Here is a 24339-nt window from a genome sequence, read left to right as displayed (position 1 = left end):
GCACGCCATTCACCGAGAAAAGGTCTTTCCATGAGCATCTGCGGCATCGAAATCAAAGGCAGCGAAGCCATCTTCGCCATGGCCACCCTGCAAGACGGCACGGTGCAGCACCTGGCCAACGCCTGCAAGAAAATCGCCCTGGACGACGATGACGAGGCCACCAACGTCAAAGCCTTCGCCACCCAGGTCGCTGCCTTCGTCCGCGACAACGGCATCAGCCGCATTGCCATCAAGAAACGCAGTAAAAAAGGCGAATTCGCCGGCGGCCCGACCACCTTCAAGATCGAAGGCGTGTTCCAGCTGCTGGACAACTGCGAGGTGACCCTGCTATCGCCGCAGACCATCAATGCGCAGAACAAAAAGCACAACTTCGACCTGCCGGCGACGCTGAACAAGTATCAGCATGAGGCGTACAAGACCGCGTGTGCGGCGCTGCTGAAAAAATAACCCTGCGTAGGAGCGAGGCTTGCCCGCGATGGCGGTTTGTCTGACGCTGCGCGTTGCCTGCATCGCGAGCAAGCTTCGCTCCTACAGGATCAGGTCGCTCAGGCCTTCAGGCTTTGGCGCCGGTCTTCCCGCGGGCACTGGGCAAAACGCGCGCGATAGCTGCGGGTGAAATACGAGGGTGACTCGAAGCCGCAGGCGATGCTGACTTCCAGCACGCTCATGTCGGTCTGGCGCAGCAGTTGCCGGGCCTTTTCCAGGCGCAGCCCCAGGTAGAAGTTGCTCGGGGTGTCGTTCAGGTGCAGGCGGAACAAGCGTTCGAGCTGGCGTCGGGTGACCTTGATCGACTCGGCCAGTTGCAGGGTGCTCAGGGGCGGCTCGCTGTGTTGCTCCATCTCGCCGATCACCTGCACCAGTTTCTTGTTGCGGATACCGTAGCGGGTGGCGACTTCCATGCGCTGGTGGTCCTTGCGCGGGCGGATGCGCCCGAGCACGAACTGTTCGCTGACCTGGATCGCCAGCTCCGGGCCGTGGGCCTGGCCGATCAGGTCGAGCATCATGTCGATGGACGCGGTGCCGCCGGCCGAAGTGATGCGCCGCCGGTCGATCTCGAACAACTCCTGGGTCACGCTGAGCTGCGGATAGGACTCCTTGAACGCCTCGATCGCTTCCCAGTGCAGGGTCACGCGGTGGCCTTCGAGCAGCCCGGCTTCGGCCAGGACCACGCTGCCGGTGTCGATGCCGCCCAGGGTCACGCCCTCCACATCCAGGCGGCGCAACCAGTGCACCAGCGCCGGGGTGACGAACTTCAGTGGCTCGAAGCCAGCCACCACCAACAGGGTCGCGCCCTTCTTCAACGGCTCCAGCGCCGCATCGGCGTTGACCGACATGCCGTTGCTCGCCAATACCGCGCCGCCATCGGCGCTCAGCACATGCCAGCGATACAGCTCGCCGCGAAAGCGATTGGCCACCCGCAGCGGCTCAATGGCCGAGATGAACCCGATGGCCGAGAAGCCCGGCATCAGCAAGAAATAGAAATCCTGGGACATGGAACGCACTCGGATGACGGGCAGCGTGGCCACTGTGATACGCCGTTTCCACGCCGGGTTCAAGACGAAGGTCGCTGCAGTGCAAGAGCCGGTCGCCGCTGTGCGTTTTCAGCGCCCGCCGGCTGCGTAACGTGGCATCACCGGCGCACATAGACGCCGGGACCGACAATAACGACCTGCCGAGGAAACCTTCATGAAACGACTGATCAGCAGTTGCGTCCTTGCACTCAGCGGTACCGTCTTTCTCAGCTCCGGCGCCATGGCCGCCGACGCCGCCAGCTGCCAGAACGTGCGCCTCGGCGTGGTCAACTGGACCGACGTGATCGCCACCAGCGCCATGGCCCAGGTTCTGCTCGACGGCCTCGGCTACAAGACCAAGCAGACCAGCGCCTCGCAGCAGATCATTTTCGCCGGCATCCGCGACCAGCGCCTGGACCTGTTCCTCGGCTACTGGAACCCGCTGATGACCCAGACCATCACCCCGTTCGTCGACGCCAAGCAGGTCAAGGTGCTGGCCGAGCCCAGCCTCAAGGACGCCCGCGCCACCCTCGCCGTGCCCACCTACCTGGCGGACAAGGGCCTGAAGACCTTCGCCGACATCGCCAAGTTCGAGAAAGAGCTGGGCGGCAAGATCTACGGCATCGAGCCCGGCTCGGGCGCCAATACCCAGATCAAGGCGATGATCACCAAGAACCAGTTCGGCCTGGGCAAATTCCAGCTGGTCGAATCCAGCGAGGCCGGCATGCTGGCGGCGGTGGATCGCGCGGTACGACGCAAGGAAGCCGTGGTGTTCTTCGGCTGGGCGCCGCACCCGATGAACGTCAACGTGCAGATGACCTACCTCACCGGCAGCGACGATGCCCTGGGCCCGAACGAAGGCATGGCCACGGTGTGGACCGTTACCGCGCCGGCCTATGCCGAACAGTGCCCGAACGTCAGCCGGCTGCTGAGCAACCTGACGTTCAGCGCCGAGGACGAGAGCCGCATGATGCAGCCTCTGCTCGACCACAAGGACGCCCTGGAGTCGGCCAGGCAATGGCTGGCCGACCATCCGCAGGACAAGGCGCGCTGGCTCGAAGGGGTCACCACCTTCGATGGCAAGCCGGCCGCCGGCAACCTGAAACTGACCAGCCAATAACCACCCCGAACTCCCTCTGCGCAGCGCCAAACGGCTGCGCAGCGACTCACCACGCCTGTAAGGAACCCGCACCATGAACCACGACGTCATCATCACCTGCGCACTCACCGGTGCTGGCGACACGACCGCCAAGAGCCCCCACGTGCCGGTCACCCCGAAACAGATTGCCGCCGCCGCGGTGGAAGCGGCCAAGGCCGGCGCCACCGTGGTCCACTGCCACGTGCGCAACCCGCAAACCGGCAAGTTCAGCCGCGACGTCGCGCTGTACCGGGAGGTGATGGAGCGTATCCGCGAAGCGGACGTCGACATCATCGTCAACCTCACCGCCGGCATGGGCGGCGACCTGGAGATCGGCGCCGGCGAAAACCCGATGGAGTTCGGCCCCAATACCGACCTGGTCGGCCCGCTGACCCGCCTGGCCCACGTCGAGGAGCTGCTGCCGGAAATCTGCACCCTGGACTGCGGCACCCTGAACTTCGGCGACGGCGACACCATTTACGTGTCCACCCCGGCGCAACTGCGCGCCGGCGCCAAGCGCATCCAGGAGCTGGGGGTGAAGGCCGAGCTGGAAATCTTCGACACCGGCCACCTGTGGTTCGCCAAGCAGATGATCAAGGAAGGCCTGCTGGACGACCCGCTGTTCCAGCTGTGCCTGGGCATTCCCTGGGGCGCGCCGGCCGACACCACCACCATGAAGGCCATGGTCGACAACCTGCCGGCGGGCGCGGTCTGGGCCGGTTTCGGTATCGGCCGCATGCAGATGCCGATGGCCGCGCAGGCGGTGCTGCTGGGCGGCAACGTGCGGGTCGGCCTGGAGGACAACCTGTGGCTGGACAAGGGCGTGCTGGCGACCAACGGCCAGTTGGTGGAACGCGCCAGCGAGATCCTCAGCCGCCTCGGCGCCCGCGTCCTGACCCCGGCCGAGGGCCGGGCCAAGATGGGCCTGAGCAAGCGCGGCTGACCCGAAGGCGGTTGCCTGTAGCCGCTGCCGAGCCCGCGAGGCTGCGCACGGCTGCAACGCAGCCGCCACAAGGGCGACCACGAGTTACCTGATCCACCGCGCCGACCGGCCTTACGACTGCTGCGCAGCCGCACGCAGCCTCGCGTTGCTCGGCAGCGGCTACAGATATGTTCACTTTTGACTTTCAGGAAACCTGTCATGAGCTTTATCACCGAGATCAAAACCTTCGCTGCCCTGGGCAGCGGTGTCATCGGCAGCGGCTGGGTAGCGCGCGCCCTCGCCCACGGCCTGGACGTGGTGGCCTGGGATCCGGCGCCCGGCGCCGAGGCGGCCCTGCGCAAGCGCGTGGCCAATGCCTGGGGTGCCCTGGAAAAACAGGGCCTGGCACCGGGCGCTTCGCAGGATCGCCTGCGCTTTGTCGCGACCATCGAGGAGTGCGTGAAAGACGCCGACTTCATCCAGGAAAGCGCCCCGGAACGCCTGGAACTGAAACTCGAGCTGCACGCCAGGATCAGCGCCGCGGCCAAGCCCGATGCGCTGATCGGCTCCAGCACCTCCGGCCTGCTGCCGAGCGAGTTCTACGAGAGTTCCACCCACCCGCAACGCTGCGTGGTCGGCCACCCGTTCAACCCGGTGTACCTGCTGCCGCTGGTGGAAGTGGTCGGCGGCAAGAACACCGCGCCAGAAGCCGTGCAGGCGGCGATTAAGATCTATGAATCCCTCGGCATGCGCCCGCTGCATGTACGCAAGGAAGTCCCGGGTTTTATCGCCGACCGTCTTTTGGAGGCGCTGTGGCGCGAGGCCCTGCACCTGGTCAACGACGGCGTCGCCACCACCGGCGAAATCGACGACGCGATCCGCTTCGGCGCCGGCCTGCGCTGGTCGTTCATGGGTACCTTCCTGACCTACACCCTGGCCGGGGGCGATGCCGGCATGCGGCACTTCATGGCCCAGTTCGGCCCGGCCCTGCAGCTGCCGTGGACCTACCTGCCGGCCCCGGAACTGACCGACAAGCTGATCGACGACGTGGTCGAAGGCACTGCCGAGCAGCTCGGCACACACAGCATTTCGGCGCTGGAGCGCTATCGTGATGACTGCCTGCTCGCCGTGCTCGACGCGGTGAAAACCACCAAGGCCAAGCACGGCATGAGCTTCAGCGAATAACCCCCATCCCTGTAGCCGCTGCCGCAGGCTGCGATCGGCTCCGAAGGAGACGCGCTCATGCGGCCCTCGGAAGGCTCTTCGAGCCTTATCGCAGCCTGCGGCAGCGGCTACAGGTTCAGCCCGCCATTTTCGTGAGCCCATGACATGCCTGCACTCACCACCTACACCACCCGCATCAGCCCCGACTGGGTCGATTACAACGGCCACCTGCGGGACGCCTTCTACCTGCTGATTTTCAGCTACGCCACCGACGCCCTGATGGACCAGCTGGGCATGGACAGCAACCACCGCGAAGCCAGCGGCAACTCGCTGTTCACCCTGGAGCTGCACCTCAATTACCTGCATGAAGTGAAGCTCGATACCGAGGTCGAAGTGCGCACCCAAATCATCGGCCACGACCGCAAGCGCCTGCACCTGTACCACAGCCTGCACAAGGTCGGTGGCGACCTGGAACTGGCCGGCAACGAGCAGATGCTGCTCCACGTAGACCTCGCCGGCCCGCGTTCGGCGCCGTTCAGCGAGCCGGTGCTGAACAGGTTGCGAGCCATCGCCGCCGAGCAGGCCGACCTGCCCGCCCCTGCCTGGATCGGCCGGGTGATTGCCTTGCCGCCGGAAAAATAACCACCCCTGGGTCTGTACGAAAAGTCGGCGAGCGAAGGTCAGGCAAGGCAAAAACAGGCGAGGAAGCGGAGTGTAGGGGCCTACATGAGCATTCCGAGCCTGTTTTTAACGCAGCATGACCGAGCGCAGCCACTTTTCGTACAGAGCCTAAAAAAGGACTGCACCGTGAATACCTCCACCGCTTTTGCCGACTTCCGCAGTTACCCGTTGATCAGCGCGTTGACCGCCGTACAAGCCCTGGCGGACCGTGTTCAGGTGCAGTGGGCCGACGGTCGCTCGAGCCCCTTTCATCATCAGTGGCTGCGCGACAACTGCCCCTGCCCGCACTGCGTCTACAGCGTCACCCGCGAGCAGGTGCTGGAGATAGTCGACGTCGCCGAAGACCTGGCCCCGGCGTCCAGCAGGATCGACGCCCAGGGCTGCCTGAGCATCGCCTGGCAGGACGGCCACCTCAGCCGCTTCGACCCGGGCTGGCTGCGGGCCCACGCCTACGACGATGAAAGCCGCGCCGAGCGCCGTGCGCGCCGGCCGCAAAGCCAGCTGTGGGACAGCCGGCTGCAACTGCCGGTATTCGAATACCAGGCGCTGATGGAGGACCCGCAGGCGCTGCTGCAATGGCTGCTGGCGGTGCGCGATATCGGCCTGACGCAGGTCCGCGGCGTGCCCACCGAACCGGGGTCGCTGGCCCAGGTCGCCAAGCGTATTGCCTTTATCCGCGAGAGCAATTTCGGCGTGCTGTTCAACGTACAGTCCAAGGCCGACGCCGACAGCAACGCCTACACCGCCTTCAACCTGCCGCTGCACACCGACCTGCCGACCCGCGAGCTGCAACCGGGCCTGCAGTTCCTGCATTGCCTGGTGAACAACGCCGAAGGTGGCGAAAGCATTTTTGTCGATGGTTTTGCCATCGCCGACGCCTTGCGCCGCGAAGACCCCGAGGCATTTCGCGCGTTGTGCGAGATCCCCGTGGAGTTTCGCAACAAGGACCGCCACAGCGACTACCGCTGCCTGGCGCCAGTGATCGCCCTGGATGCAGTGGGCGACGTCGCGGAGATCCGCATGGCCAACTTCCTGCGCGGGCCGTTCGAAGCCTCGGTGGACGAGATGCCCCGGCTGTACCGCGCCTATCGACGTTTTATCGCCATGACCCGCGAGCCGCGCTTTCGCCTGATCCAGCGCCTCAACCCCGGCGAACTGTGGTGCTTCGACAACCGCCGCACCCTGCACGCGCGCAACGCCTTCGACCCCGCCAGCGGCGCGCGACATTTCCAGGGGTGCTACATCGATCGCGACGAGTTGCTGTCGCGAATCCTGGTGTTGCAGCGCTAGACCGCGTCGGTTCTATCGCGAGCAAGCTCGCTCCTACAGGTACGCGCAGTTTCCTGTAGGAGCGAGCTTGCTCGCGAAAAAATCTCCCAGGCGGCGCATTTTTTCCAGACAAAAAAAGACCCCGATCAAGCCGTGACAGGATCGGGGCAGAGGAGGTTTTCTGAGGAGCCGACACGAGGGTGACCAAACCTTCGATGACCGAGCTGGAATCCAGTGTGCCCAGTCGCCCTCAAGCCAAGTTAGCCGAAAACGACCTGTTCATAGGCATCCCGGCCATTGCGACAATTCGCCCTTGCCGACTGTCCGGACGGCTACCAGAATCGGCTCACGACCACGCTCCCTGAACAAGGATAAGAGTCATGATGCACGCGGATCTGATTGACCAGGACGACCTGCTCGGCCAACTGAGGGCCCTGGGTTTTGAAATGCCAGCCGGCGCCACGGCCGACCAGGCCTGCGAGTGCGCGGTGCGCGGCTTGAGCGATGCCCGGGCCAAGGCCCTCAAGGGCATGGTCGAGCAGATGCTCACCGGCAATGCGACCATCCTGCCGGCCGTGCGCCAGGCCATCGACAAACAGCTGTTGCCGGCCCTGGCCCAGTTCCAGAACAGCCGCGCCTGAGCCTTCGCCGGGAGCGGATCGCGGCGTAGAGTGCGGTACTTGCACACCAAGGAACCGCCCCCATGATTCGAATCGAACCCTGCCAGTCAGCCCATCGATCGGGCTGGCTGTCATTGCGCCAGGCGCTGTGGCCCGACTGCCCGGCCGAGGAACACCTGGAGGAAATCGCCAGCTTGCTGGACGACCCGCAGCGCTATATCAACCTGCTCGCTTATACCGCCGAGGGCCAGCCAGTGGGATTGGCCGAAGCTTCGTTGCGGCGCGACTACGTCAACGGCACCGAGCATTCGCCGGTGGTGTTTCTGGAGGGGTTGTACGTCAGCGCCGAACAGCGGCGCCAGGGCATTGCCGAACAACTGATAGAAGCCGTCGCCCAATGGGGACGGGACCAGGGCTGCGTGGAAATGGCTTCGGATACCGGCCTGGAAAACCTGTTGAGCCAGACCGTGCACAAGGCGCTCGGTTTCGAGGAAACCGAGCGCGTCGTGTACTTCAGGAAAAGCCTGTGATTACAGCCTGACGCTGGCGAAGGTCGATTCGTTGCGCGCCTGGCTCAGCGAGGACATCGGGCCAGCCAGCACCAGCGCCTGCGGAATCGGCATCATCGCCACCTGTTGAGCGGTGTTGGATCCTACGCGTTCGTCACGCGGTGGAATGCCGAAGTACTCGCGGTAGCACTTGGAGAAGTGCGGCGTGGAGACGAAACCGCAGACCGAGGCCACTTCGATGATCGACATCGGCGTCTGCTTGAGCAGCTGGCGGGCGCGGATCAGCCGCAGCTTCAGGTAGTAGCGCGATGGCGAGCAGTGCAGGTATTTCTGGAACAGCCGCTCCAGCTGGCGCCGCGATACCGAGACATAGACCGCCAGTTCGTCGAGGTCGATCGGCTCTTCCAGGTTGGCTTCCATCAGCGCGACGATTTCCTGCAACTTCGGCTGGTTGGTGCCGAGCATGTGCTTGAGCGGCACGCGCTGGTGATCCTGCTCGTTGCGGATGCGTTCGTAGACGAACATTTCCGAGATCGCCGCCGACAGTTCACGGCCGTGATCGCGGCTGATCAGGTGCAGCATCATGTCCAGCGGCGCGGTGCCGCCGGAGCTGGTGAAGCGGTTGCGGTCGAGGGTGAACAAGCGAGTGCTCATGGCCACCCGCGGGAAAGCTTCCTGCATCGAGGCCAGGCATTCCCAGTGCACGCTGCAATCGAAACCGTCGAGCAGGCCGGCGCAGGCCAGGGCCCAACTGCCGGTGCAGACCGCGCCGAGACGGCGGGACTGGCGCGCCTGGCTTTGCAGCCAGGACACATGCTCGCGGGTCACGGTGCGCTGGATGCCGATGCCGCCGCAGACGATCACAGTGTCCAGGGCGGGGGCTTTGTGCATGGAGGCGTCGGGGGTGATCTGCAGGCCATCACTGGCCCAGACCTGGCCGCCGTCGACGCTGAGGGTGGTCCAGCGATACAGCTCGCGACCGGACAACTGGTTGGCCATGCGCAGCGGCTCGACCGCGGAGGCCAGGGAAATCAGCGTGAAATTGTCCAGCAGCAAAAAGCCGATGGATTGAGGCGCACGGTTCTGGGGTTGAGCCCCGGAGTTGAACGTCGTCATCGCGGTATCTCCTCACACAAAGCAGGTGATGGCCTCAGGCGGAGGCTCTTGTTATTGCCATCATTCTCACGTGGGAGACGGGCTTTGTGATGACAGAGCAATTGCCATGCCTAAAATTGAATGGCCATTCAATAACTCCTGAAAACGACGTCGCGATGCGTCTATATAAGCCGTGCGCAATGTGCGGGTTATCAGTGCCGAATCGGCCGTGGAGGGCCCTGGGCCGGTGGCTGTGAGCAAATCGGTAGCACTTGTGGGAACGGCGAGAAACGTCCCGGGAAAAGAGTGTCACCGCAAGCACAGGCGGGCGCTCAGCCGAGGTGAGTGAAAAACCTGACCGATGAGCCCTTGGACTTACCTGTTTGCGACGCTCCAAAAGGTGGCGAGGGCGTCGCGGGGTGTTCAATTTATGAGCAGAACATTGCCATTGAGGTGGGTGAATTCTGCTTGTGGATGGTGGTGAAATACCGGGCGTCATCGCGAGCAAGCTCGCTCCTACAGGAGAACGCGGCACCTTGTAGGAGCGAGCTTGCTCGCGATGGACCGCGCAGCGGCCCCACTGTTTAAGCCCTCAACACTCCACAGCGCTGACCGCCAACCCGCCGCGCGATGTCTCCTTGTATTTGTCATGCATATCGGCGCCGGTATCGCGCATGGTGCGGATCACCCGGTCCAGGGAAATGAAGTGCTGGCCGTCGCCGCGCAGGGCCATTTGCGCGGCATTGATAGCCTTCACCGCGGCAATCGCGTTGCGCTCGATGCACGGCACCTGCACCAGGCCGCCGACCGGGTCGCAGGTCAGGCCGAGGTTATGCTCCAGGCCGATTTCCGCGGCGTTGCACAGCTGCTCCGGCGACGCCCCGAGAATCTCCGCCAGACCGGCGGCAGCCATGGCGCAGGCAGAACCCACCTCGCCCTGGCAACCGACTTCGGCACCGGAGATCGAGGCGTTCTTCTTGCAAAGGATCCCCACCGCCGCCGCGCCGAGGAAAAAGTCCACCACGTTGGCGTCGGTGACATCCTCGCTGAAGCGCATGAAATAATGCAGCACCGCCGGAATGATCCCCGCCGCGCCGTTGGTCGGCGCCGTCACCATGCGCCCGCCGGCGGCGTTCTCTTCATTGACCGCCAGGGCATACAGGTTGACCCACTCCATGGCGCTCAGGGTCGAGCCGATCACATTGGGTTTGTTCAATTCCTGCAGGCTGCGGTGCAGCTTGGCCGCGCGGCGTCGCACATTGAGCCCGCCGGGCAGGATGCCTTCATGCTTGAGGCCCTGCTCGACGCAATCCTGCATGGCCTGCCAGAGCTTCATCAGGCCCGCGCGGATCTCCTCCTCCGAACGCCAGACCTTCTCGTTGGCCATCATCAGTTCGGCCACCCGCAGGTTGTGCTTCTGGCACAGGCTCAGCAGCTCCACGGCGCTGGAGAAGTCGTAAGGCAATTCGGTGCGATCCAGGTCCACCACGCCGCTGCTGGCCTGGGCCTCGTCGACGACAAAACCGCCGCCCACGGAATAATAGGTATCGCGGTGCAGCTCCCCGGACTCGCCTTCGGCCACCAGGGTCATGGCGTTGGGGTGGAACGGCAGGTTCTCGTCGAGCAGCAGCATGTCGCGCGCCCAGACGAAGGGGATCGGCAGGCGGTTGTCGAGCAGCAGGGTATTGGTTTCGCGCAGGGTCTCGATGCGACCGCCGATCTGCGACGGATCGATCGCATCCGGCCATTCGCCCATCAGCCCCATGATTACCGCGTTGTCGCTGCCGTGCCCGATGCCGGTGGCCGACAGCGAACCGTAGAGCCTTACCTCGATGCGGCGCACCTGCTCCAGCAGGTCTTTTTCCCGCAGCGCCTGGACGAACAGCACCGCGGCGCGCATGGGCCCGACGGTGTGGGAACTGGAGGGGCCGATGCCGATTTTGAACAGGTCGAAAACACTGATAGCCATTACTGCGAAACTCCTCGATGAGCACACGCCGGGCGCCCAAACGCCCGGTGGCGAAGCTGCTACGCTCAAGCAGTAATCCGCCGAGATACGCGCATCATCAGGCTTTTGCAGTGTCGTTCGACGTCTCACACCGACTCACTCATGCCCACCAACGCCGTGGCCCGCCGACCTCCGGTTCTGGCCGTTTTTTTGCGGTTCAGATGGGCAAAAAGTGCTGAAAAAAGCTGTAAGCGACCTTACCGACACTGGATGCGACCCTCCCTGTACTGGATACGACGCACCCTGTAGGCGTCAGATTTTCACTGGTACATGATCAGTCTCGACTCGATTGCAAGGCACTGTGGTAGAGCTGTCCCACTCGCCCCAACCGCAACACTTATAAGTGCGGTCAGACACACCGCCAGAAAACACCCAGGAGTCCATCCCATGAAAGGTTCCCCGTCGTTGTTGTTGGCCGCCATGCTGAGTCTGCCGCTTCTGGCGCACGCCGCAGAACCGGCGCAATGCAGCACCGTAAACTTCTCCGATGTCGGCTGGACCGACATCACCGTCACCACCGCGACCACCAGCGTGGTTCTCGAGGCACTTGGCTACAAGACCAAGACCACGATGATTTCCGTGCCGGTGACCTACAAGTCCCTGGCCGACGGCAAGAACATGGACGTGTTCCTCGGCAACTGGATGCCGACCATGGAAAACGACATCAAGCCCTATCGCGATGCCGGCACTGTGGAAACCATCCGCGCCAACCTGGAGAACGCCAAGTACACCCTGGCGGTCCCGGAAGAGCTGTACAACAAGGGCCTGAAGGATTTCGCCGACATCGCCAAGTTCAAGAAAGAACTGGACGGCAAGATCTACGGTATCGAGCCGGGTAACGACGGCAACCGCATGATCCAGAGCATGATCGACAAGAACGCCTTCGGCCTGAAAGACGCCGGCTTCAAGGTGGTCGAGTCCAGCGAGGCGGGCATGCTGTCCCAGGTCGAGCGCGCGCAACGGCGCAGCACCGCGGTGGTGTTCCTGGGCTGGGAACCGCACCCGATGAACACCCGTTTCAAGATGAAGTACCTGACCGGCGGCGACGAGTTCTTCGGCCCCAACTACGGCCAGGCGACCATCTACACCAACACCCGCAAGGGCTACGCCGAGGAATGCAGCAACGTTGGTCAGTTGCTGAAGAATCTGTCGTTCACCCTGAATATGGAAAGCACCCTGATGGGTAACGTCCTGGACGACAAGATGAAGCCCGAGGCGGCCGCCAAGGCCTGGCTGAAGAAAAACCCCGAGGTACTCGATACCTGGCTCGCTGGCGTGACCACCATTGACGGAAAACCAGGCCTGGAGGCCGTGAAAGCCAAGCTTGCGCAAGCTGCTAATTAAGTAGGTCGCTTACGCCGGGTGGGTTCGCCCGCCCGGGCTGTTTATTCCTTGCATGCGGACGTTCAATACCATGCTCATTGATCAGAAAATCCCTTTAGGCCAGTACATCGCTGCCTTCGTTGAATGGTTGACGCAACACGGCGCCAACACATTCGATGCGATCGCATCGACCCTGGAAACGATGATCCACGGCGTGACGTTTGCGCTGACCTGGTTCAACCCGCTGGCCTTGATCGGCCTGATTGCCTTGCTGGCGCACATCATTCAACGCAAATGGGGCCTGACGGCCTTTGTCGTGCTGTCCTTCCTGCTGATTCTCAATCTGGGTTACTGGCAGGAAACCATGGAAACCCTGGCCCAGGTGCTGTTCGCCACCCTGGTCTGCGTGCTCATTGGCGTGCCGTTGGGCATCGTCGCCGCGCACAAGCCGATGTTCTACACCATGATGCGTCCGGTGCTCGATCTGATGCAGACCGTACCGACCTTCGTTTACCTCATTCCTACCCTGACCCTGTTCGGTCTGGGCGTTGTGCCGGGCCTGATCTCCACGGTGGTGTTCGCCATTGCCGCGCCGATCCGCCTGACCTACCTGGGCATCCGCGATGTACCACAAGAGTTGATGGACGCCGGCAAGGCCTTTGGCTGCTCGCGCCGTCAACTGTTGTCGCGTATCGAGCTGCCCCACGCCATGCCGAGCATCGCTGCCGGCATCACCCAGTGCATCATGCTGTCGTTGTCGATGGTGGTGATCGCAGCCCTGGTGGGCGCCGACGGCCTGGGCAAACCCGTGGTCAACGCACTGAACACCGCCGATATCGCCCTGGGCTTCGAAGCAGGCCTGGCAATCGTACTGCTGGCGATCATGCTCGACCGTATCTGCAAACAACCCGAAGCCAAAGTAGGGGGTGACGCATGAGCATAATCCGCTTCGATAACGTCGACGTTATCTTCTCCAAGGATCCACGCGAGGCGCTCAAGCTGCTGGATCAGGGCATGAGCCGCAACGAGATCCTGAAAAAGACCGGCCAGATCGTCGGTGTGGAAAAGGCCAGCCTGGACATCGAGAAAGGCGAAATCTGCGTGCTGATGGGCCTCTCCGGTTCCGGCAAGTCGAGCCTGCTGCGCTGCATCAACGGCCTCAACACCGTCAGCCGCGGCAAGCTGTTCGTCGAGCATGACGGCAGGCAGATCGACATCGCTTCCTGCACCCCGGCGGAACTGAAGATGATGCGCACCAAGCGCATCGCCATGGTGTTCCAGAAGTTCGCCCTGATGCCCTGGCTGACCGTTCGCGAGAACATCAGCTTCGGCCTGGAGATGCAGGGCCGGCCGGAAAAGGAACGGCGCAAGCTGGTGGACGAGAAACTCGAGCTGGTGGGACTGACCCAGTGGCGCAACAAGAAGCCCGACGAATTGTCCGGCGGTATGCAGCAGCGTGTCGGCCTGGCCCGCGCCCTGGCGATGGACGCCGACATCCTGCTGATGGATGAACCTTTCTCCGCCCTCGATCCGCTGATCCGCCAGGGCCTGCAGGACGAACTGCTGGAACTGCAACGCAAGCTGAGCAAGACCATCGTGTTCGTCAGCCATGACCTCGACGAAGCCCTGAAACTGGGCAGCCGCATCGCCATCATGAAAGACGGCCGGATCATCCAGTACAGCAAGCCGGAAGAGATCGTGCTGAACCCGGCGGACGACTATGTGCGCACCTTCGTCGCCCATACCAACCCGCTCAACGTGCTCTGCGGTCGCAGCCTGATGCGCACCCTGGACAACTGCAAGCGCATCAACGGCTCCGTGTGCCTGGATCCGGGTGGCGACTCCTGGCTCGACCTGGCCGAGGGCAACACCATCAAGGGCGCACGCCAGAACGGCGCCAGCCTCGACCTGCAGAACTGGATCCCGGGCCAGGCGGTGGAAGGCCTGGGCCGCAAGCCGACCCTGGTGGACTCCAGCATCGGCATGCGCGATGCGCTGCAGATCCGCTACCAGACCGGCAACAAGCTGGTGCTGCACGACAACAACAAGGTGGTGGGGATCCTTGGCGACAGCGAGCTCTACCACGCGCTGCTCGGCAAGAACCTGGGGTAACAGCGACACGTAAACAAAAACGCCGCGACATTGATCGCGGCGTTTTTGTTTTATCGGGAAAGTCTTCAGTAGGATCGCCCCCTGTTGCAGGAGCCCGCTTGCTGGCGATGGGGGCGTTGCTGATGTTGCGGGGAACCAGGTACATCGCTTCGCGGGCAAGTCGGATCGCCGCCCGCTCGCTCCTACAGAGGCATGCGTGTGCGTCTTCTGTAGGAGCGGCCGGTCGACGCTCGATTGCCCGCGATGAAGGCGACGCGGTGTAACAGGGCTACACCGCGACCTCTTAGCTGTAGACCCGGCCAAGGAGCTGCCGATGGCTTTCGAACTGATCGAGCACGTCACGGGTGATCTGCTCCTGAGTGAAGCCCATCAGGTCGTATTCCTGGCTGCCGTTGTGCAGGTAGACCTCGGCGCGGTAGTAGCGCGCACGCTCTTCCGGCGCATCGGCCGATTCGCTCGGCGCCGCCAGATAGCCGTCCAGGCTCACTTCATAGACGAAAGGGTTGCCCTCTTCCATCTCGATCCGCACGCCCATGCAGCGCTTGGACTTGCCCAGCAGGGTTTGCACATCCAGGCCCTGGTTGCGCAGCTGGGTAGCGGCTTCTTCCAGTGCCGGCGTCACGTGCTTGTCCATGAAACGCTGGACCACCGCCTGGGTCGGCTGCAGGTCCAGCTGGGTCAGGCGCTCGCTGAAACCACGACGACCACGGGCCGCCAGTTCCGCTTGCTCCTGTTCGATCTGCGTGTCCTGGCGCATGGCCTTGTGCAGGCCGAACATGAAGCACACCAGCACCACCGAGAACGGCAGGCCGGCCAGCACCACCATGGTCTGCATGGCTTCGAAGTTACCGGCGAACAGCAGGCCGACGGTCACCAGGGTGATCACCACCGACCAGAAGATCCGCAGCCAGTGCGGGGCGTCTTCGTCGACGTTGCCGCCCTTGCAGGACAGGTTGGCCATCATCACCGCGCCGGAGTCGGCCGGGGTCAGGAACAGCACGAAGCCGACGAAAATCGACACGCCGATGACAATCTTCGACGCCGGGTAATGGTCCAGCAGCTGGTAGATCGCCATGGATGGCTGTTCCAGCGCCGTCTTGCCCAGCTCCACCGCACCATGGTTCATCACCAGGTCCAGGGCCGAGTTACCGAACACCGACAGCCAGGCCAGGGTGAAGCCCAGCGGAATCAGCAGCACGCCCGCCACCAGCTCGCGCACGGTACGGCCACGGGAAATACGCGCGATGAACATGCCGACGAATGGCGCCCAGGAAATCCACCACGCCCAGTAGAACAGGGTCCACAGGCCCAGCCAGCGGTCGGACTTGGCGTTGTCGCCTTCGTACACATAGAGGTCGAAGGTCTTGAGCACCACACCGTTGAGGTAATCGCCGACGTTTTGCACGAAACCGTTGAGCAGGTGCAGGGTCGGACCAAACAGCAGCACGAAGATCAGCAGGCCGCTGAACAGCACGATGTTCAGGTTGGACAGGCGGCGGATGCCGTTTTCCACACCCGATACCGCAGCGATGGTGGCCACGGTGCTCATGACGATGATCACGATCAGCAGGTTGGTGTTGCTGTGTTCCATGCCGAACAGGTTTTCCAGGCCGGAAGACACCTGCATCGAACCGATGCCCAGGTTGGTCACCAGGCCCAGCAGGGTCACGAACATGCCGAAACCATCCACCGCATGACCGGCCGCGCCCTTGACCCAGCGCTCGCCCACCAGTGGGTACAACGCCGAACGCAGCGCCAGCGGCTGGTTGTGGCGGTAGGCAAAGTAGGCCACGGCCAGGCCGACCAGGGCGTAGATCGCCCAGCCGTGCAGGCCCCAGTGCAGGAAAGTCAGCTGCAGCGCCTGGCGCGCGGCCTGGTTGCTGCCCGCTACGCCTTCAGGCGGGTTGAAGTAATGGTCCAGCGGTTCGGAAGCGCCGAAGTACAGCAGCGAGATACCGATACCGGACGAGAACAGCATGCCGGCCCAGGCGCCATAGCTGAAATCCGGGGTGTCTTGCTTGGTCCCCAGCTTGAGCTTGCCGTAGGAGGAAAACGCCAGGCCGACGACGAATACCAGATAGGCGGCGATCACCACCATGTAGTACCAGCCGAAGCTGCGGGACAACCAGGCCTGGGCAATGCCAAGCAGTCTGCCGGCCTCTTGCGGGGCGATGATCAGAATGGCGGTCAGCAACAGGATCAGCGCGGTAGAGGTGTAGAACACCCAACCGTTGACCCGCACCTTTTCCGGTGGGGTCTTTATAAGAGAGGCAGAACTCATGGCACAGATGCTCCAGGCAGTGCGAGAGAAGAACACAAGGCAACACGGCACCCGACCAATCGGTTAGTTGGCAGCCGACCGACGGGTGATATAAAGACACCCCGAAAAAGCCCGAACCTGCAGGAGTTGCGTTGAGAACCAGCGTCGAAGGCCGAGTGCAAACGTGCAGTTCGTCACCTGGCCTTAAGCGTCTTGCCCATTCAACACATCCGTCCTCGCTGGCTCACGCTATGCCCTGCTTGGGTTTCAGGCTTTTTCGGAGGTCGCTTTTCCGCCATCTACACGCAGGAAGGACCTGGAGGCAGCGACGATTTGTCGCAGATCTTATTCTTTGTTGATTGAACGTTCAATCAAAACAAAATAGACTGGCCCTCACGCCGGTAGCCGTTTTACGACTGCCAGCAGGCCTAAGGAGATGTGCAAGATGCCCAAGGTCGGTATGCAACCCATCCGCCGCCAGCAGTTGATCGAAGCCACGTTGCTGGCGGTCGATCAGGTCGGGATGGGGGACGCCAGCATTGCGCTGATCGCCCGTTTGGCCGGTGTCTCGAACGGCATCATCAGTCACTACTTTCAGGACAAGAACGGCCTGATCGCCGCCACGGCGCAGTATCTGATGAGTGTCCTCAGCGAGAACGTCACCGCGCGCCGTCAGGCGCTGGAGGACAAGAGCCCGCGGGCGCACCTCCAGGTGATCATCGAAGGCAACTTCGACGCCAGCCAGGTCAATGGCCCGGCAATGAAAACCTGGCTGGCCTTCTGGGCCACCAGCATGCACCACCCGTCTTTGCACAGGTTGCAGCGGATCAACGATCACCGCCTGTATTCCAACCTGTGCTGCCAGTTCCGCCGCGTCCTGCCGCTGGATGATGCACGCAGCGCAGCGCGAGGCCTGGCAGCCCTGATCGACGGTTTGTGGTTGCGCGGCGCGCTGTCGGGAGACTCTTTCGACACCGAGCAGGCGCACCGGATCGCTTACGAATACATGGATTTCCAACTGGCTAAGCAGGAGCGCTAGAGCACATTACAAGACGCTCGGCCCCCTGAACTGCCACTGACCAGCGCGCCCAGGCTACACGGCGCGCCCAGTGGTGAACGCCAACCACTTATGCACTTGCGAGGACTATCAACATGGCCCGTTTCGAACTGCAAAAACTCTACATTGACGGCGGCTACACCGACGCCGGCAGCGACGCCACCTTCGACGCCATCAACCCGGCCAACGGTGAAGTCCTCGCTCAAGTGCAACGTGCGACCAAGGAAGACGTCGAGCGCGCTGTCGTCAGCGCCGAGAAAGGCCAGAAGATCTGGGCCGCGATGACCGCCATGGAGCGTTCGCGCATCCTGCGTCGCGCCGTGGATATCCTGCGCGAGCGCAACGATGAACTGGCTGCCCTGGAAACCCTGGACACCGGCAAGGCCTACTCCGAAACCAAGTATGTCGACATCGTCACCGGCGCCGACGTGCTGGAATACTACGCGGGCCTGGTACCGGCCATCGAAGGCGAGCAGATCCCGCTGCGCACCACTTCGTTCGTCTACACCCGTCGCGAGCCGCTGGGCGTCGTGGCCGGTATCGGCGCGTGGAACTACCCGATCCAGATCGCCCTGTGGAAATCCGCGCCAGCCCTGGCGGCCGGTAACGCGATGATCTTCAAGCCAAGCGAAGTCACCTCGCTGACCACCCTGAAACTGGCCGAGATCTACACCGAAGCCGGCGTTCCGGCTGGCGTGTTCAACGTCCTGACCGGTAGCGGTCGCGAAGTCGGCACCTGGCTGACCGAACACCCGCGCATCGAGAAAGTCTCCTTCACCGGCGGCACCGACACCGGCAAGAAGGTCATGGCCAGCGCTTCCAGCTCCTCGCTGAAAGACGTGACCATGGAACTGGGCGGCAAGTCGCCGCTGATCATCTTCGACGACGCCGATCTGGATCGCGCCGCCGACACCGCGATGATGGCCAACTTCTACAGCTCCGGCCAGGTCTGCACCAACGGTACCCGTGTCTTCGTACCGAGCCACCTGAAAGCCGCTTTCGAAGCCAAGATCGTCGAGCGCGTCGCGCGCATTCGCGTTGGCAGCCCGGAAGACGAAAACACCAACTTCGGCCCGCTGGTCAGCTTCGCCCACATGGAAAGCGTGCTGGGCTACATCGCCAAGGGCAAGGAAGAAGGCGCCCGCCTGCTGTGCGGCGGCGAACGCCTGACCGACGGCGCATTCGCCAAAGGCGCATTCGTGGCACCGACCGTGTTCACCGACTGCACCGACGAGATGACCATCGTTCGCGAAGAAATCTTCGGCCCGGTGATGAGCATCCTGACCTACGAAACCGAAGAAGAAGTGATCCGTCGCGCCAACGACACCGACTTCGGCCTGGCCGCCGGTGTGGTAACCCGCGACCTGAACCGCGCGCACCGCGTGATTCATCAGCTCGAAGCCGGTATCTGCTGGATCAACGCCTGGGGCGAATCCGACGCCAAGATGCCGGTCGGTGGCTACAAGCAGTCGGGTGTTGGCCGTGAGAACGGCATCAGCTCGCTGAACAACTTCACCCGCATCAAATCGGTACAGGTCGAGCTGGGCGACTACGCCTCGGTGTTCTAAGGCGAAATTCGCTTCGCCTGCGAGGCCGCCTTCGCGGGCAAGAACTAGGCGTCCCCCCTGCTCCTACAGAAGCACGCAAATCTCCTGTAGGAGCGGAGCTTGCCCGCGATCGAGTGCGCAGCACTCGCCATGGCCAGACCTGACCAACTCCAAAGAGGGTGCATTCAATGTCCCAAGAATACGATTACATCATCATCGGTGCCGGCTCCGCCGGTAACACCCTGGCGACCCGTCTGACTGAAGACGAAGGCGTCACCGTGCTGCTGCTCGAAGCCGGCGGCCCGGACTACCGTTTCGACTTCCGCACGCAGATGCCGGCAGCCCTGGCATTCCCGCTGCAAGGCCGTCGCTACAACTGGGCCTACGAGACCGACCCAGAGCCACACATGAACGGTCGCCGGATGGAATGCGGCCGCGGCAAGGGCCTGGGCGGTTCCTCGCTGATCAACGGCATGTGCTACATCCGCGGCAACGCCATGGACTACGACGGCTGGGCAAAACTGCCAGGCCTGGAAGACTGGACCTACCTGGACTGCCTGCCGTATTTCCGCAAGGCGGAAACCCGCGACATCGGCCCGAACGACTACCACGGTGGCGACGGCCCGGTCAGCGTGACCACGCCGAAAGCCGGCAACAACCCGCTGTTCCACGCCATGGTCGAAGCCGGCGTGCAAGCCGGTTACCCGCGTACCGAAGACCTCAACGGCTACCAGCAGGAAGGTTTCGGTCCGATGGACCGCACCGTGACGCCTAAAGGCCGTCGCGCCAGCACCGCCCGCGGCTACCTCGACGTGGCGAAAAAGCGTTCGACCCTGAGCATCGTCACCCACGCCCTGACCGACAAGATCCTGTTCGAAGGCAAGCGTGCCGTTGGCGTGCGTTACCTGGTCGGCTCCGCCGAAGAGCGCGTCGAAGCCCGTGCCCGCAAGGAAGTGCTGCTGTGCTCCGGCGCCATCGCCTCGCCACAGATCCTGCAACGCTCCGGCGTCGGCCCGGCCAAGCTGCTGGAAAGCCTGGACATCCCGGTGGTCCACGACCTGCCGGGCGTCGGCGAAAACCTGCAAGACCACCTGGAGCTGTACCTGCAGTACGCCTGCACCCAGCCGGTCTCGCTGTACCCGTCGCTGCTCTGGTACAACCAGCCGGCCATCGGTGCCGAATGGCTGTTCAATGGCACCGGCATCGGCGCCAGCAACCAGTTCGAAGCGGGCGGTTTCATCCGCACTCGCGAAGAGTTCGAATGGCCGAACATCCAGTACCACTTCCTGCCGGTGGCGATTAACTACAACGGCAGCAACGGCGTACAGGAACACGGCTTCCAGGCACACATGGGATCCATGCGTTCGCCAAGCCGCGGCCGGATCCAGCTCAAGTCGAAGAACCCACGCGACTACCCGAGCATCCTGTTCAACTACATGGCCACCGAGCAGGACTGGCAGGAATTCCGCGACGGCATCCGCCTGACCCGGGAAATCATGCAACAGCCGGCACTGGACGCCTTCCGCGGCCGCGAAATCAGCCCGGGCATCGAAGTGCAGACCGACGAGCAACTGGATAAATTCATCCGCGAGCACGCCGAAACCGCGTTCCACCCATCCTGCTCGTGCAAGATGGGCACCGACGAAATGGCCGTGGTCGATGGCCAGGGTCGCGTGCATGGCATGCAGGGTCTGCGAGTGGTCGATGCCTCGATCATGCCGATCATCACCACCGGCAACCTGAACGCGCCGACGATCATGATGGCCGAGAAAATCGCCGACAAGATCCGTGGCCGTCAGCCTCTGCCACGCAGCAAGGCGGCCTACTACGTGGCGGGCGATGCCCCGGTACGTGGCAAGCCGGTACGTGAAGTGAGCGCTACCGCGCAGTAACGTCGAACGGCGCCGATCGCAACGATCGGCGCCGTTTTGCTGTATCCGGCCTGTAGCCGCTGCCGCAGGCTGCGATCGGCGGCGCAGCCGACGTAAACCAGCCACCCCGATTCACCAGGCAAGAACCCGATTGCCGAATCACAGACCTTAGCAACGACTACAGTTCTCCAACATTTCCCTGCGCCTCCCCGCTTGATACCGCCCACCGCACCGGCCTAATCTAGGCGCTCGCAGCATTCCCCAGCACCTTTTCCGACCTGGCTTCAAAGCCCTTCGGGCTTTATCGCGAGCAATCGAGCGTCGACCGGCTGCTCCTACAGAAAAACCCTGGCCCGACGCTCGCTTGCTCTCGATAAGGCCTGCAACAGCCGGACTGTTCACATGGAGGTTCCTCACATGTTCGATTTCCACCCCCAGCTCAAGCAGCGCTTCGCTGCCTTGCGCACGGGCGCCGAATTCTTTTCCCTGCGTTACGTGCGCGAATCCGGCCAGTACCTGTCGGTGCGCAAGAACGTCGCGGAGCCGCCGAGCCTGAGCCGCGACGAAGGTGCGATGCTCACCGTGCGGGTCAATGGCGTCGAGGCCTACGCCGCCACCAACGACCTGTCGCAAAACGGTCTGCAGGCCGCCCTGCAACGGGCCGAGCAACAGGCCCGGCTGATCGCCGCCCACGCCCTGCTCGACCTGCGCGAACAGGCGGTGTCCAGCGACCGCGCCGATTACTTCTCGCCTAACCTCGAGCAGCCCTTCCCGTCCCTGAGCGACTGCTACCAGCTGCTCGGCGACGAGTCCGCGGCCGTGCCCAAGGACGAGCGCCTGGTGAACTGGCAGGTCAGCCTCGGCCTCACCCACGTCGAGCAGATCTACCTCAACAGCGCCGGCGCCGAACTGCGTCAGGCCCAGCGTTTCGTCTACCCGGGCATGGACGTCACCGCCTACGACGGCAATGACAGCCAGACCCGCAGCCTGGGCCGCGAGAACTTCGGCCAGCAGGGCGGCGCCGACGTGATCAGCCGCTGCGGCCTGATCGGTGCCGGCGCCCAGGTCGCCGACCAGGCGCTGCAACTGCTGCTGGCGCCCAATACGCCGCAAGGCCCACGCGACCTGTTGCTGATGCCGGACCAGATGATGCTGCAGATCCACGAGTCCATCGGCCACCCGCTGGAGCTGGACCGCATCCTCGGCGACGAGCGCAATTACGCCGGCACCAGCTTCGTGAAAAGCAGCGATTTCGGCAGCCTGCAATATGGCTCCAGCCTGCTCAACGTGACCTTCGACCCGGACATTCCCGAGCAGTTGGCCAGCTACGGCCATGACGACGACGGCACGGCCGCCAGCAAGCAGTTCCTGATCAAGCAGGGCCTGCTGTTGCGCCCACTGGGCGGCGCGCTCTCGCAATTTCGCGCCGGCCTCGACGGTGTCGCCAACAGCCGCGCCTGCAGCTGGAACCGCCCGCCCATCGACCGCATGGCCAACCTCAATATCGAGCCCGGCGACCAGCCGCTGGCGCAGCTGATCGGCGGCATCGAGAACGGCATCCTGATGTCCACCAACCGTTCCTGGTCCATCGACGATGCGCGCAACAAGTTCCAGTTCGGCTGTGAATGGGGCCAGTTGATCGAGAACGGCGAACTCAAGGGCGTGGTGAAAAACCCCAACTACCGGGCGATTTCCGCGCAGTTCTGGAAGAGCCTCAGCGCCGTCGGCGACGCCAGCACCTTCAAGGTCCTGGGCACGCCGAACTGCGGCAAGGGCGAACCGAACCAGGTGATCCGCGTCGGCCATGCCTCGCCGGCCTGTGTTTTCAGCAATGTCGATGTATTTGGAGGAGACGCCTGATGAGTACGTCCCTGAATCAGGCCGAGCAGTTCAAGGCCCTGGTGGACTGGCTGCGCGACGCCGTGCGCGAGCCTGAGCAGTTCACCCTGAGCTACGCCGCCGAGTCTTCGCAGTTCATCCGCTTCAACCACGCCAAGGTGCGCCAGGCCGGGCAAGTGCAGCAGGCCAGCCTCGGCTTCAAGCTGATCGACGACGGGCGCCATGCCGACCTCAGCATCACCCTCGCCGGCGACCCGCAGGTCGACATCCAGCGCCTGGCCGAAGGCCTGCAACAGTTGCGCGAGACCTTGCCGCTGCTGCCTCAGGACCCGTACCTGCTGCTCAACCACGACGCCTGGAACACCCACAATGTGCAGGAGCACCCGCTGCCCAGCAGCGAGCAGGTGGTGGCCGAAATCGGCCAGGCCGCCGCCGGGCTGGACCTGGTGGGGTTCTACGCGGCCGGCCCGATCAGCCGGGGTTTTGCCAGTTCCTCGGGAGCCTTTGGCTGGCATCAGGCCAACAGCTTCAACTTCGACTTCAGCCTGTTCCACGAGAACGGCCAGGCCGTCAAAGCCAGCTACGCCGGGCACGAATGGAGCAGCCAGGGTTTTGCCCAGCGCTTCCAGCAGGCCCGGGAACAGCTGGCGTTTCTCGGCCGACCGCTGCGCACCCTGGCGCCCGGGCAGTATCGCGCCTACCTGGCGCCGGCGGCCCTGGAGGAAATCATGGGCATGCTGAGCTGGGGCGGGTTTTCCGCCCAATCCATCGCCAGTAAGCACAGCCCGCTGCAAAAGCTCTATGCCGGCGATGCCCGCCTGAGCCCCCTGGTGTCGCTGGACGAGCAGGTCACCGGCTCGTTGAGCCCGGCGTTTTCCGATGAAGGCTACCCGCGCAGCGACCTGTCGCTGATCGCCGGCGGCGTCGCCCAAGGGCAGTTGATCAACTCGCGCAGCGCCGCCGAATACAGCCTGGCCACCAACGGCGCCGGCAGCGGCGAATACCCCAGCGCATTGAACATGGCGCCCGGGCAGTTGTCGCAGCAGGACATTCTCCAGCAACTGGGCACCGGCCTGTACATCAGCAACCTGTGGTACCTGAACTACTCGGACCAGCCGGCGGCGCGCCTGACCGGCATGACCCGCTTCGCCACCTTCTGGGTGGAGAACGGCGAGATCCAGGCGCCAGTCAGCACCATGCGTTTCGATGACAGCGTCTACAGCCTGCTGGGTTCGCACCTGGAAGGCCTGACCCAGGAGCGCGAGCTGCTGCTGTCGGCCAGTACCTACAGCCAGCGCCAGACCGCCTCGGCGCAACTGCCGGGCGCACTGGTGAGCCGGCTGACGTTGACCTTGTAACCGCTGTCGCGGGCAAACTTCGCCCCAGCAGGAGAACCATGCCTCTGTAGGAGCG

Annotated in this window: 20 protein-coding genes; 16 read left to right on the top strand and 4 right to left on the bottom strand. The window is 63.4% G+C overall.

From position 1 onward, the window contains the following. The first annotated feature begins 30 nt into the window (after window positions 1–30). Complete coding sequence (locus tag NRG23_RS21750) at window positions 31–447, top strand: DUF3010 family protein (protein WP_038636180.1); 417 nt, start codon at window positions 31–33, stop codon at window positions 445–447. Between the two features lie 98 nt (window positions 448–545). On the opposite strand, the gene NRG23_RS21745 is transcribed toward NRG23_RS21750, so the two are convergent. Beyond that, window positions 546–1493: a GlxA family transcriptional regulator gene (locus NRG23_RS21745; RefSeq protein WP_016704212.1), complete on the bottom strand. Its 948-nt coding sequence runs from the start codon at window positions 1491–1493 to the stop codon at window positions 546–548. 193 nt (window positions 1494–1686) lie between these two features. Between NRG23_RS21745 and choX the strand changes: the two genes are divergently transcribed. The 7 genes from choX (at window position 1687) to aac(6') (ending at window position 7835) form a co-directional block, all read left to right on the top strand. Further along, the gene (gene choX, locus NRG23_RS21740; protein ID WP_101283795.1) at window positions 1687–2631 is read left to right on the top strand and encodes a choline ABC transporter substrate-binding protein; all 945 of its coding nucleotides are present in this window, start codon (window positions 1687–1689) and stop codon (window positions 2629–2631) included. A gap of 73 nt (window positions 2632–2704) precedes the next feature. Next, a complete protein-coding gene (locus NRG23_RS21735; protein WP_009051243.1) occupies window positions 2705–3592 on the top strand; it encodes a 3-keto-5-aminohexanoate cleavage protein in 888 nt (295 codons plus the stop codon). Between the two features lie 198 nt (window positions 3593–3790). After that, window positions 3791–4756, top strand: coding sequence for an L-carnitine dehydrogenase (locus NRG23_RS21730; RefSeq protein WP_110177492.1), 966 nt, complete (start codon window positions 3791–3793; stop codon window positions 4754–4756). 144 nt (window positions 4757–4900) lie between these two features. Then, the gene (locus tag NRG23_RS21725) at window positions 4901–5377 is read left to right on the top strand and encodes a thioesterase family protein (RefSeq protein WP_103331619.1); all 477 of its coding nucleotides are present in this window, start codon (window positions 4901–4903) and stop codon (window positions 5375–5377) included. 165 nt (window positions 5378–5542) lie between these two features. Further along, entirely contained in the window at window positions 5543–6706 is a 1164-nt protein-coding gene (locus NRG23_RS21720; protein ID WP_110177494.1) for a gamma-butyrobetaine dioxygenase, read from the top strand. Window positions 6707–7065: 359 nt separating this feature from the next. After that, the gene (locus NRG23_RS21715) at window positions 7066–7326 is read left to right on the top strand and encodes a hypothetical protein (protein WP_007925996.1); all 261 of its coding nucleotides are present in this window, start codon (window positions 7066–7068) and stop codon (window positions 7324–7326) included. Window positions 7327–7388: 62 nt separating this feature from the next. Further along, window positions 7389–7835 (top strand): aminoglycoside 6'-N-acetyltransferase, encoded by a 447-nt coding sequence (aac(6'), locus tag NRG23_RS21710; protein WP_110177496.1) that lies wholly within the window; start codon window positions 7389–7391, stop codon window positions 7833–7835. Here aac(6') and NRG23_RS21705 read toward each other — a convergent pair whose 3' ends face one another. Continuing rightward, a complete protein-coding gene (locus tag NRG23_RS21705; protein ID WP_009045963.1) occupies window positions 7836–8930 on the bottom strand; it encodes a GlxA family transcriptional regulator in 1095 nt (364 codons plus the stop codon). It lies immediately after the preceding gene. Between the two features lie 571 nt (window positions 8931–9501). Beyond that, complete coding sequence (locus tag NRG23_RS21700) at window positions 9502–10878, bottom strand: L-serine ammonia-lyase (protein WP_009051249.1); 1377 nt, start codon at window positions 10876–10878, stop codon at window positions 9502–9504. Between the two features lie 426 nt (window positions 10879–11304). Here NRG23_RS21700 and NRG23_RS21695 point away from each other — a divergent pair, with 426 nt between their 5' ends. From NRG23_RS21695 to choV, 3 genes are all read left to right on the top strand, one after another. Next, window positions 11305–12261 (top strand): choline ABC transporter substrate-binding protein, encoded by a 957-nt coding sequence (locus tag NRG23_RS21695; protein ID WP_009051250.1) that lies wholly within the window; start codon window positions 11305–11307, stop codon window positions 12259–12261. Window positions 12262–12331: 70 nt separating this feature from the next. Continuing rightward, window positions 12332–13177 carry a choline ABC transporter permease subunit gene (choW, locus tag NRG23_RS21690; protein WP_007925985.1) on the top strand — a complete coding sequence of 282 codons (846 nt, stop codon included), beginning with the start codon at window positions 12332–12334 and terminating at the stop codon, window positions 13175–13177. Then, entirely contained in the window at window positions 13174–14352 is a 1179-nt protein-coding gene (gene choV, locus NRG23_RS21685; RefSeq protein ID WP_038636170.1) for a choline ABC transporter ATP-binding protein, read from the top strand. Before choW ends, choV begins: the two co-directional genes overlap by 4 nt. Window positions 14353–14635: 283 nt before the next feature. Here the strand turns inward: choV and NRG23_RS21680 are convergent, their stop codons facing one another. After that, window positions 14636–16576 (bottom strand): BCCT family transporter, encoded by a 1941-nt coding sequence (locus tag NRG23_RS21680; protein WP_231999355.1) that lies wholly within the window; start codon window positions 16574–16576, stop codon window positions 14636–14638. Window positions 16577–17057: 481 nt separating this feature from the next. Here NRG23_RS21680 and betI point away from each other — a divergent pair, with 481 nt between their 5' ends. The 5 genes from betI to NRG23_RS21655 all read left to right on the top strand — a co-directional run bounded on the left by betI (window position 17058) and on the right by NRG23_RS21655 (window position 24284). Further along, window positions 17058–17651 carry a transcriptional regulator BetI gene (gene betI / locus NRG23_RS21675; RefSeq protein WP_009051253.1) on the top strand — a complete coding sequence of 198 codons (594 nt, stop codon included), beginning with the start codon at window positions 17058–17060 and terminating at the stop codon, window positions 17649–17651. Between the two features lie 113 nt (window positions 17652–17764). Continuing rightward, window positions 17765–19237: a betaine-aldehyde dehydrogenase gene (betB, locus tag NRG23_RS21670; protein ID WP_041984879.1), complete on the top strand. Its 1473-nt coding sequence runs from the start codon at window positions 17765–17767 to the stop codon at window positions 19235–19237. A gap of 167 nt (window positions 19238–19404) precedes the next feature. Further along, window positions 19405–21108, top strand: a complete 1704-nt coding sequence (gene betA / locus NRG23_RS21665) for a choline dehydrogenase (protein WP_016704223.1) — start codon at window positions 19405–19407, stop codon at window positions 21106–21108. 396 nt (window positions 21109–21504) lie between these two features. Then, on the top strand, window positions 21505–22947 hold the full coding sequence (locus tag NRG23_RS21660; RefSeq protein WP_009051257.1) for a TldD/PmbA family protein: 1443 nt from the start codon (window positions 21505–21507) through the stop codon (window positions 22945–22947). Then, a complete protein-coding gene (locus NRG23_RS21655) occupies window positions 22947–24284 on the top strand; it encodes a TldD/PmbA family protein (RefSeq protein ID WP_103331615.1) in 1338 nt (445 codons plus the stop codon). Before NRG23_RS21660 ends, NRG23_RS21655 begins: the two co-directional genes overlap by 1 nt. The last annotated feature ends 55 nt before the right edge of the window (window positions 24285–24339 follow it).

It is taken from the genome of Pseudomonas sp. T8, from assembly GCF_024610635.1.
Classification (GTDB): Bacteria; Pseudomonadota; Gammaproteobacteria; order Pseudomonadales; family Pseudomonadaceae; genus Aquipseudomonas; species Aquipseudomonas chlororaphis_I.
Note: the sequence above shows the minus strand (reverse complement) of the source record. Positions and strands in the feature narration are given on the sequence as shown.